Origin of the sequence: Salmonella sp. NW1250 (assembly GCF_051812965.1) — a bacterium.
In the GTDB taxonomy this organism is placed as follows: domain Bacteria; phylum Pseudomonadota; class Gammaproteobacteria; order Enterobacterales; family Enterobacteriaceae; genus Salmonella; species Salmonella enterica.
Genome location: NZ_JAMNDD010000011.1, coordinates 142,720 through 158,145, shown reverse-complemented (window position 1 = coordinate 158,145; position 15,426 = coordinate 142,720). Strand labels below are relative to the sequence as shown.

The window sequence follows — 15,426 nt, the reverse complement described above, 5'->3', positions numbered from 1 at the left end:
GGGGCTATAGCTCAGCTGGGAGAGCGCTTGCATGGCATGCAAGAGGTCAGCGGTTCGATCCCGCTTAGCTCCACCAAATTTACTCCCGATAAATTTGGCGTATACGTAAAAGCACTATGGGGCTATAGCTCAGCTGGGAGAGCGCTTGCATGGCATGCAAGAGGTCAGCGGTTCGATCCCGCTTAGCTCCACCAACATTCAAACCCTCGCTGAAAAGCGGGGGTTTTTGCTTTTTGTCACAAAATTCATGGCGTCTGATCTGCTCTTCAGGTGCGTTTGTTTGCCGCTGCTTTTGCGGTCAATATGAGCTTTTGTTAGATTGCTTCATAATGCGAATATACTTATTATTCATGCGCCTTATATAATGATGTGAGCATTAAAGCAATGCCGGATAAGTGTAACGTATTAAAAAATATAAAAATATTCTTACTGGCCTTCTGCCTGACCGTTCCGGCTATTCTGCTATCTCGTCTCATTTCTCCCCGCGCCACAATTGATTCCAGCTATATCTTTCTGGCCTGGCTACCGCTCTGCGTCATGTTTTCCGTGCTGTTTTTATTTGGCCGCCGTGGCGTCGCGCCGATGGTAGGCGGAATGATGTTGACTAATGAATGGAATTTTCATTTACCTCTGCCACAGGCGATGGTGCTGCTATTTTGCCAGACGTTTCCCGTGTTGCTGGTTTGCGCTATCGTACGCTGGCAGCTGGGCGCGCGCTGGCGCTACGGAATACCCAACCAAGGCATCTGGCTACGCGTTTTCTGGTTAGGGTTAATGACGCCGTTTGGCATAAAAATCAGTATGCATCTGGCGGGGCACTACCTGGCTTTCCCGGTGACCATCTCTACCTTCTTTGGCACCGGCACCGCTATTTTCTCGATTGTTGATTTATTGAGTCTGATTTCTGCCGCGCTTATTTTTACCCTCTTTTTCTATTATCCGCTGCGGATGATAGTCAGCCCGCACTATATTCGTATTTTCTGGCGGAGGGATGTCGCTCCTTATCTCGCCAAAGAAAAACGCCTGTTTACGCTTCTCTGGTTTGCCACTCTGGCGACGCTATTAGCGGTGCTGTGTACGCCTTTCGAGACAAAGTATATTGCTGGCTATCTGGTGCCAGTCCTGTTCATTGGATTTACCATCGGCGTGGGGAAAATCAGCTATCCGCTGTTGAATTTTAGTTGGGCTCTCACTGCGCTATTCCTGCTTAGCTATAACCGCAATTTTCTGCAGGGCGTGGGCTCAGAATATTCGCTGGCATTTATCCTTTCAGTTCTCATTTCTTTTAGTATTTGTTTGTTGTACATGGCGCGGATTAATCAGCGTAGCGAATGGTTGAATCGACAATGGCACTCGCAGGCATTAACCGATCCGTTGACGCAACTGCCTAACCTGCGCGCGCTGGAGCAGTTTCTTTTACAGGATGCCGGGCAAAGCGTGTGTTATCTACGCATGGAAAACCTGGAATTTCTGAGCCGTCATTACGGTATGCAGATGCGTGTACATTGCGAACGCGAGGTGTTTCGCGTGTTGCAGCCGCTGCTGCTGGAAAAGGAGAAAATTTTCCATCTGCCGGGCAGTGAATTATTGCTGGTGCTGACGGGACCGGAGACGGAAGCCCGCTTGCAATATATGCTCAATGTGCTTAATAACCGCAAAATTTACTGGAACAATACCGGTCTGGACATGGAATACGGCGCATCGTGGGGAACATTCGATGGTCGCCAGGAAACCTTGCAACCGCTGTTGGGGCAATTAAGCTGGCTTGCGGAGCAATCCTGCTCGCACCGTCGGGTGCTTGCACTGACCCAGAGTATTGAAGCCGCTTCCGGGCAGACGACGGAACGGGTGCTGCGGTTGCAGAAAATCCGCCAGGCGCTGGAGCGCGGCGCGCTGGTTTTGTATGCGCAACCCATTCGCGACGCGCAGGGAAAAGGGTATGACGAGATTCTGACGCGGCTTCGGTGCGACGACGGTATCATGATGCCCAATCAGTTCATTCCGCTTATCGCCCAGTTTAACCTGAGCGTACGGTTTGATATGCAGGTGATGGAAACGCTCCTGCAATGGTTGTCCGCGCATCCTTCGGCGGAGCAGGGGGCGCGTTTCTCGGTTAATTTGATGCCGCTGACGCTGCTGCAAAAAGAGACGGCGTCGCGCATTATGCAGCTTTTTAAACGCTATGGCGTCCCGCCTGCTTCGGTCATCATCGAAATTACTGAAGAACAGGCCTTCTCTCATTCCGAAATCAGTATGCACAATATCAACCAGCTGCGTAAGTTTGGCCTAAAAATCGCCATTGATGATTTCGGCACCGGTTATGCAAACTATGAACGGCTAAAACGCCTCAAGGCGGACATCATTAAAATCGACGGTTGTTTCGTAAAAGATATTCTGACGGACTCCCTGGATGCGATGATCGTGAAATCCATCACTGATTTAGCGAAAGCGAAATCGTTGAGCGTCGTGGCTGAGTTTGTTGAAACGCCTGCGCAGCGCGATCTGCTATTGCAGCTTGGCGTACACAGTTTGCAGGGATATCTGATTGGCCGCCCGCGCCCGTTAGGCAAATAAGCGGCATAAAAAAACCGGGGATAGCTCCCCGGTTTCTACATTAAACGCAGACTTACAGTACCAGCGCCGCGATAGAGGCGGACAGTACGCTCACCAGCGTAGAACCGTAAACCAGTTTCAGACCAAAACGGGAAACCACGTTGCCTTGCTCTTCGTTCAGGCCTTTAATCGCACCCGCAATAATACCGATGGAAGAGAAGTTCGCGAAGGACACCAGGAAGACGGAGATAATGCCTTCAGCGCGTGGAGAGAGGGTAGAGGCGATTTTCTGCAGATCCATCATCGCCACGAATTCGTTGGAAACCAGTTTGGTCGCCATGATACTTCCTACCTGCAGCGCTTCACTGGACGGTACGCCCATTACCCATGCGACCGGGTAGAAGATGTAACCCAGAATGCCCTGGAAGGAGATGCTGTAGCCGAACCAACCGGTAACCGTTGCGAACAGCGCGTTCAGCGCCGCGATCAGCGCGATGAAGCCGATCAGCATCGCCGCGACGATAATCGCCACTTTAAAACCTGCCAGAATGTACTCGCCCAGCATTTCGAAGAAACTTTGGCCTTCATGCAGGTTCGACATCTGAATATTTTCTTCGCTGGCATCAACGACATAGGGGTTGATCAGCGACAGAACGATAAAGGTGCTGAACATGTTCAGAACCAGCGCTGCGACCACATATTTAGGGTCCAGCATGGTCATATACGCGCCCACGATAGACATGGAAACGGTAGACATTGCGGTCGCCGCCATGGTGTACATGCGGTTACGGGACATTTTGCCGAGGATATCTTTATAAGCGATAAAGTTCTCAGACTGGCCGAGGATCAGCGAGCTGACGGCGTTAAAAGACTCCAGTTTGCCCATACCGTTTACTTTGGACAACAGGAAACCAATAGCGCGGATGACCACTGGCAGAACGCGGATATGCTGAAGAATACCGATCAACGCGGAAATAAAGACGATCGGGCACAATACTTTCAGGAAGAAGAACGCCAAACCTTGATCGTTCATACTGCCAAAGACGAAGTTTGTCCCTTCGTTGGCAAATCCGAGCAGTTTTTCAAACATCTCGGAGAAACCTTTTACGAAGCCAAGGCCAACATCCGAGTTCAGGAAGAACCAGGCCAGTAATACTTCGATAACAAGTAACTGAATGACGTAACGAATGCGAATTTTTTTACGGTCGCTGCTAACCAGCAGTGCGAGTACCGCAACAACGGCAAGCGCCAGGACAAAATGAAGGACGCGGTCCATATTTGCTCCAAATATGAGGCAGGTTTAATTTTCGTGCACATTCTATGCAACAGCCGTAAAGAAAACGAGATCCAACACACACTATAATAAGGACCTGTGACGAGATTCAAAATTAGTGATCTGTAATACACTTTTACTGTACTGAATATGAAAATGAAAAGTTATATCAGTGTGCTAATCTTGTAATGTTAAGCCAAACTGTTCTGATACAGGTCGTCATCGTATCGGTCTATCGTTTCACACTATCAAAGTAATCACCCGTACCCATTGAAATGCACTTGATAATCATTATCAATAAACATAGCATGAAACATAGCAAAGGCTATGTTTTTGAGGCAAAAGATGACTGACAATCGCGTAGAGAATAGCAGCGGACGGGCGGCGCGCAAGCTAAGGCTCGCATTAATGGGACCTGCGTTCATTGCCGCGATTGGTTATATCGATCCTGGTAACTTCGCGACCAATATTCAGGCCGGCGCCAGCTTTGGCTACCAGCTACTCTGGGTGGTGGTCTGGGCGAACCTGATGGCGATGCTGATTCAAATCCTCTCGGCAAAACTCGGAATCGCCACGGGCAAGAACCTGGCGGAGCAAATTCGCGACCATTATCCGCGCCCGGTAGTCTGGTTTTACTGGGTACAGGCGGAAATCATCGCGATGGCCACCGATTTAGCTGAATTTATCGGCGCGGCAATAGGTTTTAAGCTGATCCTGGGCGTCTCTTTACTACAGGGCGCGGTATTGACCGGTATCGCGACGTTTCTGATTTTAATGTTACAACGCCGCGGTCAAAAACCGCTTGAAAAAGTCATCGGCGGTTTACTGCTTTTTGTCGCCGCCGCTTACATTGTGGAACTGTTTTTCTCTCAGCCTGATATGGCGCAGCTCGGCAAAGGAATGGTTATCCCGGCGCTACCGAACCCGGAAGCCGTATTCTTAGCCGCCGGCGTGCTTGGCGCGACGATTATGCCGCACGTGATTTATCTGCACTCGTCATTAACACAGCATCTGCACGGCGGAACGCGGCAACAACGGTACTCAGCAACGAAATGGGATGTCGCTATTGCTATGACGATTGCCGGTTTTGTCAATCTGGCAATGATGGCGACCGCCGCGGCGGCGTTTCATTTTAGCGGCCACACCGGCATCGCCGACCTCGATCAGGCATACCTGACGCTGGAACCGTTACTAAGCCATGCGGCGGCAACGGTGTTTGGTCTTAGTCTGGTAGCGGCAGGGCTTTCCTCCACTGTGGTAGGGACTCTGGCGGGGCAGGTGGTGATGCAAGGGTTTGTCCGTTTTCACATTCCGCTGTGGGTACGGCGCACCATTACCATGCTGCCCTCATTTATTGTGATTTTGATGGGGCTTGACCCTACCCGAATTCTGGTGATGAGCCAGGTGCTGCTGAGTTTTGGTATTGCGCTGGCGCTGGTGCCGCTCCTGATTTTCACCAGTAACGCTACGCTAATGGGCGAGCTGGTGAACACGCGGCGGGTAAAACAGATTGGCTGGATAATTGTCGTGCTGGTCGTCGCCCTGAATATTTGGTTGCTGGTTGGAACGGTGATGGGGTTGTCATAAAGACAGAAAGATAGCAGGCCCGATGCGTGGGCGTCATCGGGCTGTTATTCAGCAGGAGGCTTAGTGATGATGTTTGTGACCCCGGCCTCGCCCGCGATGATCGTCGCGATCGCGCCAGCCTTCCCGATAACCGCGTTCATACGCTTTACGCTTATCCCAGCCGCGATGATAGCCGTTGTCATGGCGCCACCAGCGATTTTTACGCCATTCATAATGGTTGTGCCAGTAATCACGGTCGCGCCAGCGACCACCGTCCCAGTAGTTACCGTAATCATCGCGATCGCCAATCTGTAATTTTATTGAGGGCAACAGGGTGATTTCGCCCGCATTCGCGGCAAGCGGTGTAAAAGCCAGCAAGGCTGCCGCCAGAATCAGTGACCTGAACATACTTTCTCTCCTTCACGATCGAGCCGTCGCCGGCCTGTTAATGCAATATTACAAAGCAGTAAAGATTTGTTTCATCGCCTTAACTCTTAAATCATGAAGGAGAGCATTTTTTGCTAAAACCGGCCCTCCAGAATAGCGTCAATTTCTGCACATTCCGCCGCCGAAAAACGGCGATTGGCCAGCATTCCTACGGCGTCTTCGATTTGCGACGGTTTGCTGGCGCCAATCAGTACCGAGGTAACGTTATCGTTACGCAGCACCCAGGCGAGCGCCATCTGAGACAATTTTTGGCCCCGTTGCGCGGCCAGTTCATTCAACCGGCGAACTTTTTCCAGTTTGTCGGCGGTAATCTGTTCTGGTTTAAGGAAACGGCTTCCGCTCGCCGCGCGGGAATCTTCCGGAATGCCATTCAAATAACGGTCAGTGAGCTGCCCGCCCGCCAGCGGCGAGAAGGCAATACTACCGACGCCCTTTTCCTGCAACAGCGCCAGCAGCCCGTCCTCTACCCAACGCTCAAAAAGCGAATATTTAGGCTGATGAATCAGGCAAGGCGTGCCGAGATCCTCCAGAATATCGATAGCTTGTCTGGCCAGATCGGCAGGATAGTTAGAGATCCCTACGTACAACGCTTTGCCCTGGCGCACAAGGTGATCTAACGCTTTCATCGTCTCTTTAAGCGGCGTTTCGGGATCGGGACGATGGTGATAAAAGATATCGACATACTCCAGCCCCATACGTTTCAGGCTTTGATCGAGGCTGGCGATAAGGTATTTCCGTGAACCCCAGTCGCCATAAGGGCCATCCCACATGGTGTAGCCCGCTTTGGTGGAGATGATCAATTCATCACGCCACGGTAAAAAATCTTCCTGCAGAATGCGGCCAAAATTGCATTCTGCGGAGCCCGGCGGCGGCCCATAATTATTGGCGAGATCAAAGTGGGTAATGCCCAGATCGAACGCGCGTTGCAGCAGCGCCCGGCTATTTTCTACCCGTGTCGCATCGCCGAAGTTGTGCCATAACCCCAGCGAAATAGCGGGAAGTTTGACGCCGCTGCGCCCGCAGCGACGATACTCCATTGTGTGATAACGATTTTCATCGGGCTGATAAATCATGACCTTTCCCCCTGTGGCGTGAATAAATAGTGTATACGAGTTACACTCGCCAGGCGGTATCCGGCTTTTACTGTTCGTCGCTGTAAACATTGTTTTCCAGGCTTTCATCCCCGTCGTGCTGGACAGCCATCGCCATTCCTTAATACTCAACATAATGTCAACGTCAGAAGGAAAGCTGTCATGCAAAACCCCTATACCGTGGCCGACTATTTGCTGGACAGACTGGCAGGATGCGGCATTGGCCATCTTTTTGGCGTACCGGGCGATTATAACTTGCAGTTTCTCGACCATGTGATTGACCACCCGACCTTGCGTTGGGTGGGATGCGCCAATGAGCTGAACGCCGCTTATGCCGCGGACGGTTATGCGCGCATGTCGGGCGCTGGAGCGCTACTCACCACCTTTGGCGTGGGAGAACTTAGCGCTATTAACGGTATCGCGGGCAGTTACGCGGAATATGTCCCGGTCTTGCATATCGTCGGCGCGCCCTGTAGCGCTGCGCAGCAGCGTGGCGAATTGATGCACCATACCCTCGGTGACGGCGATTTTCGTCATTTTTATCGCATGAGTCAGGCGATATCCGCTGCCAGCGCAATATTGGATGAACAGAACGCCTGCTTCGAGATTGACCGCGTATTGGGTGAAATGTTTGCCGCACGCAGGCCAGGATACATCATGTTGCCCGCCGACGTGGCGAAAAAAACGGCCATCCCGCCTACGCAGGCGCTGGCGTTGCCCGTGCATGAAGCGCAAAGCGGCGTGGAGACGGCTTTTCGTTACCACGCCCGTCAGTGCCTGATGAACAGTCGGCGCATTGCGCTCTTGGCCGACTTTCTTGCCGGGCGTTTTGGTTTACGACCACTGTTGCAGCGCTGGATGGCGGAAACGCCCATCGCTCATGCGACACTACTGATGGGGAAGGGGCTTTTTGATGAACAGCACCCGAACTTCGTTGGCACCTATAGCGCAGGCGCCAGCAGCAAAGAAGTGCGTCAGGCCATAGAGGACGCCGATAGGGTTATCTGCGTCGGCACCCGTTTTGTCGATACCCTTACGGCCGGATTTACTCAACAATTGCCGGCGGAACGCACGCTGGAGATTCAGCCTTACGCGTCGCGCATCGGCGAAACCTGGTTCAACCTCCCGATGGCGCAGGTGGTGTCTACGCTGCGCGAACTGTGCCTTGAATGCGCTTTTGCGCCGCCGCCGACGCGTTCCGCCGGACAGCCAGTGCGGATTGATAAGGGAGAACTGACCCAGGAAAGCTTCTGGCAAACCTTACAGCAGTATCTCAAACCGGGCGATATTGTCCTTGTCGACCAGGGGACCGCCGCCTTTGGCGCTGCCGCGCTGTCGCTTCCTGACGGCGCGGAAGTTGTGGTTCAGCCGCTGTGGGGGTCTATCGGCTATTCCTTGCCCGCCGCGTTTGGCGCGCAAACCGCCTGCCCCGATCGGCGGGTAATTCTGATTATTGGCGATGGCGCGGCGCAGCTCACGATTCAGGAGATGGGCTCGATGTTACGCGACGGGCAGGCGCCGGTCATCCTGCTGCTCAACAATGACGGCTATACCGTAGAGCGCGCCATTCACGGCGCGGCCCAGCGGTATAACGACATCGCGAGCTGGAACTGGACGCAGATACCACCGGCGCTAAACGCGGCGCAACAGGCGGAGTGCTGGCGGGTGACGCAGGCTATCCAACTGGCAGAGGTCCTCGAACGGTTGGCGCGCCCACAACGTCTGTCATTTATTGAAGTGATGTTGCCAAAAGCCGATCTGCCGGAATTACTGCGTACCGTGACCCGGGCGCTGGAAGCCCGCAACGGGGGATAATGGCCCCCGCTGCGCCGGATTAGGGTTCGTGACGGTTGGCGGCCAGCAACGGTTTTCCCGCCAGCAATAGCCAGGCGGGGAGCATCACAATGCAGAGCAGCGGCAGCAGATTGGTATCCGGTACGACGACTGCCGCCATAAACAGACTGAGCCAGCCGTCGCGCGTCACTACCAGCACTAAGCCAAGAATCGCGCAGGAGACGGTAATCGCCGCGGGTACGGCCTCAACATGGGCATGGAGCATGAGCCCCAGCGCCGCGCCGATAAACACAGCCGGAAAAATGCGCCCGCCGCGAAAGCCGCTCGCCGCCGCGATGACCAGCGCGGCGAGTTTGACGACGGCTAAGGTAAAATAATCTCCCGCGCCCAACGTCTGGCTAAACGCCATTTGTTGCATTTCGTCCAGGCCTTTAAACAGGGTAAGCGGCCCGCCAATGACGCCCAGAATACCCAGTATAAAACCGCCAATGCCGAGAATCAGGACCGGATTTTTCAGTCGGTGCAGCAACTCATGCAGACGCGGAAGGCACCAGACGGCGACCATCCCGGCGGCAATGGCGATTGCCGCGACGATCGCTCCGCTGGCAATGTCCACCAGCCGCATCTGCGTGTAATGGGCGATGGGTAACGAAAAATGCGGATGAAAGAACAGGCTGGTGGTGAGTGACCCCGCCGCTGCCGCCATTAACGGCGCAAACAGGCGATCCCACATGGGAATATCGTTAGAGCCGCTAAGCGTTTGCGAAAAAATCAGCGCTGCGGCGACGGGCGTGCCGAACAGCGCGCCGATGGTGCCCGCTGAGGCCAGAATCGTCCAGTCTAACGCCGTGATACGCGGAAACAGGCGGGAGCCGAAAGCCGCCGCCAGCGCGATATTTATTGTCATTATCGGATGCTCTGGCCCCAAACTTACCCCACCAGCAAGGCCGATGATTAAGGCGAGAAGCAGCCCGGGCAGCGCAGATGGCGAGACCGGCATACTGATTAACGGTTCGATGGCCGGATCGGGGCCAGCGTGTCCGGGACTGTAACGGATAATCAAACCCACCACGATCCCGGTTAGCGTGAGCATACCCACTATCCAGAACGGCGAATCATAAGCGATGCCGATGCTGGTGGGCAGTCGTTGCCAAAGAAATTGCTGAAAAACCGACGCGACTTTCATCGCCGCGATTAAAACCAGGCTTGACGCTACGCCAATAATCAGCGCGGGGAGCGACAGCAGCAGCATCGTTCGGGCACGCGGGTGGAACATAATCTCTTCCTTACACGGGGTCGTATACCTATTTTGCACAGCCTGCCCGACGGCATTGCTGCAATTGGTGCTGAAACAAGAAAGTAATTCTGTGATGAAGATCTATATTTATAGGCAGTCAGCCTGATGGCCGTTGTTGTTATGCCCCCATGAATTTACAGTGTGACAAAGACTTATTTTGACTTTAGCGGAGCAGTAGAAGAATGACAAAGTATGCTTTAGTAGGAGATGTAGGCGGCACGAATGCGCGTCTTGCCCTGTGTGATATCGCCAGTGGAGAAATCTCGCAGGCCAAAACGTATTCCGGCCTGGATTATCCCAGTCTTGAGGCCGTGGTGCGCGTTTATCTCGATGAGCATAGCGTCAGCGTGGAAGATGGTTGTATCGCCATAGCCTGCCCGATTACCGGTGACTGGGTAGCGATGACTAACCATACCTGGGCTTTTTCTATTGCGGAAATGAAAAAAAATCTCGGCTTTAGCCATCTGGAAATCATCAACGATTTCACCGCCGTGTCGATGGCGATCCCGATGCTGAAAAAAGAGCATTTAATTCAGTTCGGCGGCGGCGAACCGGTAGACGGCAAACCTATTGCGGTGTATGGCGCGGGAACCGGCTTGGGCGTGGCGCATCTGGTGCATGTGGATAAGCGTTGGATTAGCCTTCCGGGCGAAGGCGGGCATGTCGATTTTGCGCCTAATAGCGAAGAAGAAGCTATGATTCTGGAAATATTGCGCGCCGAAATTGGCCACGTTTCCGCCGAGCGCGTGCTGTCTGGCCCGGGGCTGGTGAATCTTTACCGGGCGATTGTTAAGTCCGACAACCGTTTGCCGGAAAATCTGCGCCCGAAAGATATTACCGAACGCGCCCTGGCGGATAGCTGTATCGATTGTCGCCGCGCGTTGTCGCTCTTTTGCGTCATCATGGGGCGATTTGGCGGCGACCTGGCGTTAACCATGGGGACATTTGGCGGCGTTTATATCGCTGGCGGTATTGTCCCGCGCTTCCTGGAATTTTTTAAAGCGTCCGGCTTCCGTGGTGGCTTTGAAGATAAAGGCCGCTTTAAAGATTATGTACACGGTATTCCGGTCTATCTGATTGTCCATGATAACCCTGGCTTGTTAGGTTCCGGCGCGCATCTGCGCCAGACATTAGGTCATATTCTATAAGCCAGATGGTGGCATAAACGCCTTATCCGGCCTACAAAAGTGTGTCATCTGTAGGCCTGATGAGCGCAGCGTCATCAGGCAATTAAACATTCTCTTGTCAGTCTCAAACCGCGTGTCTCACGCGGTTTTTTTTCATTGCCTTTCCTGTGCATGAATGCTTCAACTGTCTGAATTATTTCACTTTACTCTTGCTGAGCGAAAGATCAAACACCAGCGCGTTGAGTCATCACGTCATGGCGGTTAGTCAGGCGAAAACAGGGATTTATTTTACTATACGTATCCGGTTCGCTGCCTTATTTACGGTTTTATCGCGGCATCTTGCTGGAAAGGATCCTCATTTTCGGGGAAATGTCCCTGAAAAACACCGCAATATGACATGATTGAATACCATTAGCGTTAGTAAGGGTTTTGATTAAAGAGGAAAAACCACAAAATCAAAAGGGGATTATTTGAGATAAGGTTTATTGACAGGAAATTATCGTCGGCTGTATCACATTAGGTAAATTCAATGATATCAAGTTGTTAATAATATGATTTGTTTGATGCTATAACTGACATGCTTAAAAGGTAAATTTTTACGCTTGTTCCTCTTTTTTCGTCGCTAAAAAATATTTTCATTAGCCTCTCGACAGGAAGAAAATTTTCAGGCTATTTTCTAAAGGAGCCACCATCGTGGCAGCGTCGCTCGGACGGTCCGGGCGCTAACGTTAATCTGAGGATATTATGGCTGACTTCCGCCCTGAACGTCGCTTTACGCGTATCGATCGCCTTCCGCCCTATGTTTTTAACATCACCGCTGAACTCAAAATGGCTGCGCGTCGGCGCGGCGAAGATATTATTGATTTCAGTATGGGTAATCCTGATGGCGCAACCCCTCCCCACATTGTCGAAAAACTTTGCACCGTCGCGCAGCGTCCGGATACGCACGGTTATTCCACGTCCCGCGGCATACCGCGTTTACGCCGCGCGATTTCTCACTGGTATCAGGAACGTTATGATGTCGATATCGATCCGGAAACCGAAGCGATTGTGACCATCGGTTCCAAAGAGGGGCTGGCGCATTTAATGCTGGCGACGCTGGATCATGGCGATACGGTTCTGGTGCCGAACCCCAGTTACCCAATTCATATCTATGGCGCCGTTATCGCCGGGGCGCAGGTGCGTTCGGTTCCATTGGTAGAGGGGGTGGATTTCTTCAACGAGCTGGAGCGTGCTATTCGCGAAAGTTATCCGAAACCGAAAATGATGATTTTGGGTTTTCCATCTAACCCTACGGCCCAGTGCGTCGAACTGGAATTTTTTGAAAAAGTGGTCGCTCTGGCTAAACGTTATGATGTGCTGGTGGTGCACGATCTGGCGTATGCCGATATCGTGTACGACGGCTGGAAAGCGCCATCCATTATGCAGGTGCCCGGCGCGCGCGACGTGGCGGTCGAATTTTTCACACTGTCGAAAAGCTATAATATGGCGGGCTGGCGTATTGGGTTTATGGTGGGCAATAAAACCTTGGTCAGCGCGCTGGCGCGCATTAAAAGTTATCACGATTATGGCACCTTTACCCCGCTTCAGGTGGCGGCTATCGCCGCTCTGGAAGGCGATCAGCAGTGCGTGCGCGATATCGCCGAGCAGTATAAACGTCGTCGCGATGTGCTGGTGAAGGGGTTGCATGAGGCGGGCTGGATGGTTGAAATGCCGAAAGCCTCAATGTACGTCTGGGCGAAAATCCCGGAGCAATATGCGGCGATGGGATCGCTTGAGTTTGCCAAGAAGCTGCTGAATGAGGCGAAGGTTTGCGTTTCTCCAGGGATAGGCTTTGGTGACTATGGCGACACCCATGTACGCTTTGCATTAATAGAGAATCGCGACCGCATTCGCCAGGCCGTTAGAGGGATTAAAGCGATGTTCCGCGCCGATGGCGTGCTGCCGTCACATCCAAAACCCGTTGAAGCGAGCACGGAGTAGAAAAGCAAACAGGAGCCCCATGGCTCCTGTTTTTCTTTGCATTGTACTTTTAAATCATCAGGGCGAAAGTACCGGCCCAAACGATGACCATAAATGAAATGCCCATAAAGAAATATTTCACGTTTCATCTCTCCGCGTACCTGTCGTACGCCTAAATGAACTTACACTTACCTGATTATAGAGAGTTGATGCCGGACAACACGAAATTGAGAATTATTCGTGTTTCGACCGCCTGCATCACCTCAGAATTCTGCGCGTCATCGCTCCAGACGGCGCTAATGTACGCCTAAAAATGAGGTGAAACAAGAGGCATTTTCTTATTTACTTTTAGTAACTTACAAGTGTCGGGAATCGGCGACAGTTTAATTTCTGACAGTGATGAATCGCTATTGAGCGACGCCGCTGACACAGTAAAAATCGCCTGTAAACAGGAGACTTATCGCTGAAAGCAGGAATGAGTAATTTACGATATGAATATTATGGCAATGCGAAATGACAAAATAAAAGGCCTTGCGGCCTTTTTCAGATGTAGAGTGACGCTTCCCCCAACGGGCGAGTCTTGAAACGGCGATGAATCCAGAGATATTGCTCCGGGGCGCGCATGATCTCTTTCTCAATAATTTTATTCATATAGGCAGCGGCTTGATTTTCATCTGCCGGGTAACCTTCCATTTCAGGGGTAATATACAGACGATAACCCGAGTTATCGGATTTCCTTACCATTGTAACGGTCAACATGGCGGCGCCAGACAGCCTGGACAGTACATAGGTGCCGTTGGTGGTGGCGACGTTTTCAACCGCGAAAAATGGCGCAAAGGAGCTGCCTTTAGGGCCGTAGTCCTGGTCGGGAGCAAACCAAACGGCTTCCCCTTTTTTTAGCGCGCCCACAATGCCGCGCAGATTGTTTCTGCCGATCATCGCTTTATTTGAGCGCATACGACCGCGCGTCTGCACCCACTCCATGAGCGGATTGTTATGCGGACGATAGGTCGCCATCATCGGCTGGCAGAGACCCATTACACGGCCTCCCAATTCCAGCGACATAAAATGCACGCCAACGACCATTACACCGCGATTTTGCGCCTGCACACGGGTAAGGTTGTCCAGCCCGTCCACATCAAACCATTTGCGAACCCGGCTATCAGGCCAGAACCAGGCCATGCCCGTTTCAAGCAGCGCCATGCCAAGAGAGTGGAAATTCTCGGCGATCAGTTTTTCCCTTTCTTCCCGGGAGAGGGTCGGAAAACAGAGCTCAATATTTTTCTGAGCGATCGACTCACGTCGCTTCAGGAAGGGGCGCGCCAGCTTACCGGTGCGGGTGCCCAAAAAACGCAAAACCGGGTAGGGAAGCTGCACCAGTAACCAGAGGACGCCAACGCCAAACCACGTCAGCCAGTAGCGCGGGTGCAAAAACGCGCGTGAAAATTTGCTTTGAGGAAACATAAAATACCTTCTGTAGATACGAAAATAATGTATCGCAGAAGAGTCATTATCCGCAGCGGTACACTCTGAAATACGCATCATCCTTCAAGTTGCGTTCGCTTATCCGAAGCACTTACTTGAGTAAGCTCATCAGGGTAACTTGAATGATTTACGTATAGTTAGGCCATCATGTACGACAATGGTTCCCGTAAGGAGTGTAAAACTAAGTCAGTACTAAACCACGAGGGCATGAACGCCAGGCAGGCTAATGTACCACCAGTTATTTACTCGCGCCCAGAAATTCTTTATCAAGAAGCGTAAATATTTCTTCCGTAGCAAAAATAAGCTAATCATTATTTTTAATGCATTGTTTTTACAGTAATAATTTTATTTCAGACGAAGGTCATTGAAAAATGATTAGAAAAATAAAATGTGAGATAAATGTTATGGAAATGACGTGCTGATAAGGTTTATCTTAAAGGAGAAGTGAGAGGGACCGTAAGGCTATATGGAAGCCTTGCCATAGACAGGAGGTATTATAGATGATCTATTTATGGACATTTCTTGCAATAAGTATACTTGCCGTGAGTGGCTATATCGGTCAGGTGATGGGGGCTTTTTCTGCGGTTTCTTCTTTTACGGGAATGGTTATCCTTGCCGCGCTGATTTATTTACTCAATGTATGGCTGCAGGATGGCGATGACATCGTTAGCGGATTATTGCTTTTTCTCGCACCGGCATGTGGGTTAATTATTCGCTTTATGGTGGGTTACGGTAAGCGTTAGTCAGTACATACCCTTCATACTTCAAGTTGCTGATGTGTTGGCTATGGATTACTCGGCCCATCGATGGGCCTCGCTCTGACGGGCCGTC

At 51.8% G+C, this 15,426-nt stretch carries 13 protein-coding genes and 2 tRNA genes; 9 read left to right on the top strand and 6 right to left on the bottom strand.

Features of this window, described 5'->3' with window-relative positions; all coding sequences use genetic code 11:
• The 3 genes from NBA72_RS18750 (at position 1) to NBA72_RS18740 (ending at position 2,574) form a co-directional block, all read left to right on the top strand.
• Positions 1-76 (top strand) — tRNA-Ala (locus NBA72_RS18750).
• Between the two features lie 42 nt (positions 77-118).
• Positions 119-194, top strand: a tRNA-Ala gene (locus tag NBA72_RS18745).
• A 190-nt stretch (positions 195-384) separates the two neighbouring features.
• Positions 385-2,574: an EAL domain-containing protein gene (locus NBA72_RS18740; RefSeq protein WP_042948394.1), complete on the top strand. Its 2,190-nt coding sequence runs from the start codon at positions 385-387 to the stop codon at positions 2,572-2,574.
• 52 nt (positions 2,575-2,626) lie between these two features.
• Here NBA72_RS18740 and nupC read toward each other — a convergent pair whose 3' ends face one another.
• Positions 2,627-3,829 carry a nucleoside permease NupC gene (nupC, locus tag NBA72_RS18735; RefSeq protein ID WP_000376347.1) on the bottom strand — a complete coding sequence of 401 codons (1,203 nt, stop codon included), beginning with the start codon at positions 3,827-3,829 and terminating at the stop codon, positions 2,627-2,629.
• Between the two features lie 272 nt (positions 3,830-4,101).
• Here nupC and NBA72_RS18730 point away from each other — a divergent pair, with 272 nt between their 5' ends.
• Together NBA72_RS18730 and NBA72_RS18725 are read left to right on the top strand one after the other, a co-directional pair.
• Positions 4,102-4,179 carry a hypothetical protein gene (locus tag NBA72_RS18730; RefSeq protein WP_418144572.1) on the top strand — a complete coding sequence of 26 codons (78 nt, stop codon included), beginning with the start codon at positions 4,102-4,104 and terminating at the stop codon, positions 4,177-4,179.
• Positions 4,172-5,413, top strand: a complete 1,242-nt coding sequence (locus NBA72_RS18725; RefSeq protein WP_000131734.1) for an Nramp family divalent metal transporter — start codon at positions 4,172-4,174, stop codon at positions 5,411-5,413. The genes NBA72_RS18730 and NBA72_RS18725 overlap by 8 nt, the downstream gene beginning before the upstream one ends.
• Positions 5,414-5,473: 60 nt before the next feature.
• Here the strand turns inward: NBA72_RS18725 and ypeC are convergent, their stop codons facing one another.
• Complete coding sequence (gene ypeC / locus NBA72_RS18720) at positions 5,474-5,800, bottom strand: DUF2502 domain-containing protein YpeC (protein WP_000490091.1); 327 nt, start codon at positions 5,798-5,800, stop codon at positions 5,474-5,476.
• A gap of 113 nt (positions 5,801-5,913) precedes the next feature.
• Positions 5,914-6,912, bottom strand: a complete 999-nt coding sequence (mgrA, locus tag NBA72_RS18715; protein ID WP_042948396.1) for an L-glyceraldehyde 3-phosphate reductase — start codon at positions 6,910-6,912, stop codon at positions 5,914-5,916.
• A gap of 180 nt (positions 6,913-7,092) precedes the next feature.
• On the opposite strand from mgrA, the gene NBA72_RS18710 reads away from it, so the two are divergent.
• On the top strand, positions 7,093-8,745 hold the full coding sequence (locus NBA72_RS18710; protein ID WP_042948398.1) for an alpha-keto acid decarboxylase family protein: 1,653 nt from the start codon (positions 7,093-7,095) through the stop codon (positions 8,743-8,745).
• A gap of 19 nt (positions 8,746-8,764) precedes the next feature.
• On the opposite strand, the gene NBA72_RS18705 is transcribed toward NBA72_RS18710, so the two are convergent.
• Positions 8,765-10,000 carry an ion channel protein gene (locus NBA72_RS18705; protein WP_000468920.1) on the bottom strand — a complete coding sequence of 412 codons (1,236 nt, stop codon included), beginning with the start codon at positions 9,998-10,000 and terminating at the stop codon, positions 8,765-8,767.
• Between the two features lie 203 nt (positions 10,001-10,203).
• Here NBA72_RS18705 and glk point away from each other — a divergent pair, with 203 nt between their 5' ends.
• The gene (gene glk, locus NBA72_RS18700) at positions 10,204-11,169 is read left to right on the top strand and encodes a glucokinase (protein WP_000170380.1); all 966 of its coding nucleotides are present in this window, start codon (positions 10,204-10,206) and stop codon (positions 11,167-11,169) included.
• Between the two features lie 723 nt (positions 11,170-11,892).
• Positions 11,893-13,131: an alanine transaminase gene (alaC, locus tag NBA72_RS18695; protein ID WP_000763118.1), complete on the top strand. Its 1,239-nt coding sequence runs from the start codon at positions 11,893-11,895 to the stop codon at positions 13,129-13,131.
• Positions 13,132-13,180: 49 nt separating this feature from the next.
• Here alaC and ypdK read toward each other — a convergent pair whose 3' ends face one another.
• The gene (gene ypdK, locus NBA72_RS18690) at positions 13,181-13,252 is read right to left on the bottom strand and encodes a membrane protein YpdK (protein WP_010723117.1); all 72 of its coding nucleotides are present in this window, start codon (positions 13,250-13,252) and stop codon (positions 13,181-13,183) included.
• A gap of 401 nt (positions 13,253-13,653) precedes the next feature.
• Positions 13,654-14,574, bottom strand: coding sequence for a kdo(2)-lipid IV(A) palmitoleoyltransferase (gene lpxP, locus NBA72_RS18685; RefSeq protein WP_042948401.1), 921 nt, complete (start codon positions 14,572-14,574; stop codon positions 13,654-13,656).
• Between the two features lie 521 nt (positions 14,575-15,095).
• On the opposite strand from lpxP, the gene NBA72_RS18680 reads away from it, so the two are divergent.
• Positions 15,096-15,338 (top strand): YfdY family protein, encoded by a 243-nt coding sequence (locus tag NBA72_RS18680; RefSeq protein WP_000639889.1) that lies wholly within the window; start codon positions 15,096-15,098, stop codon positions 15,336-15,338.
• Positions 15,339-15,426: the final 88 nt, after the last annotated feature.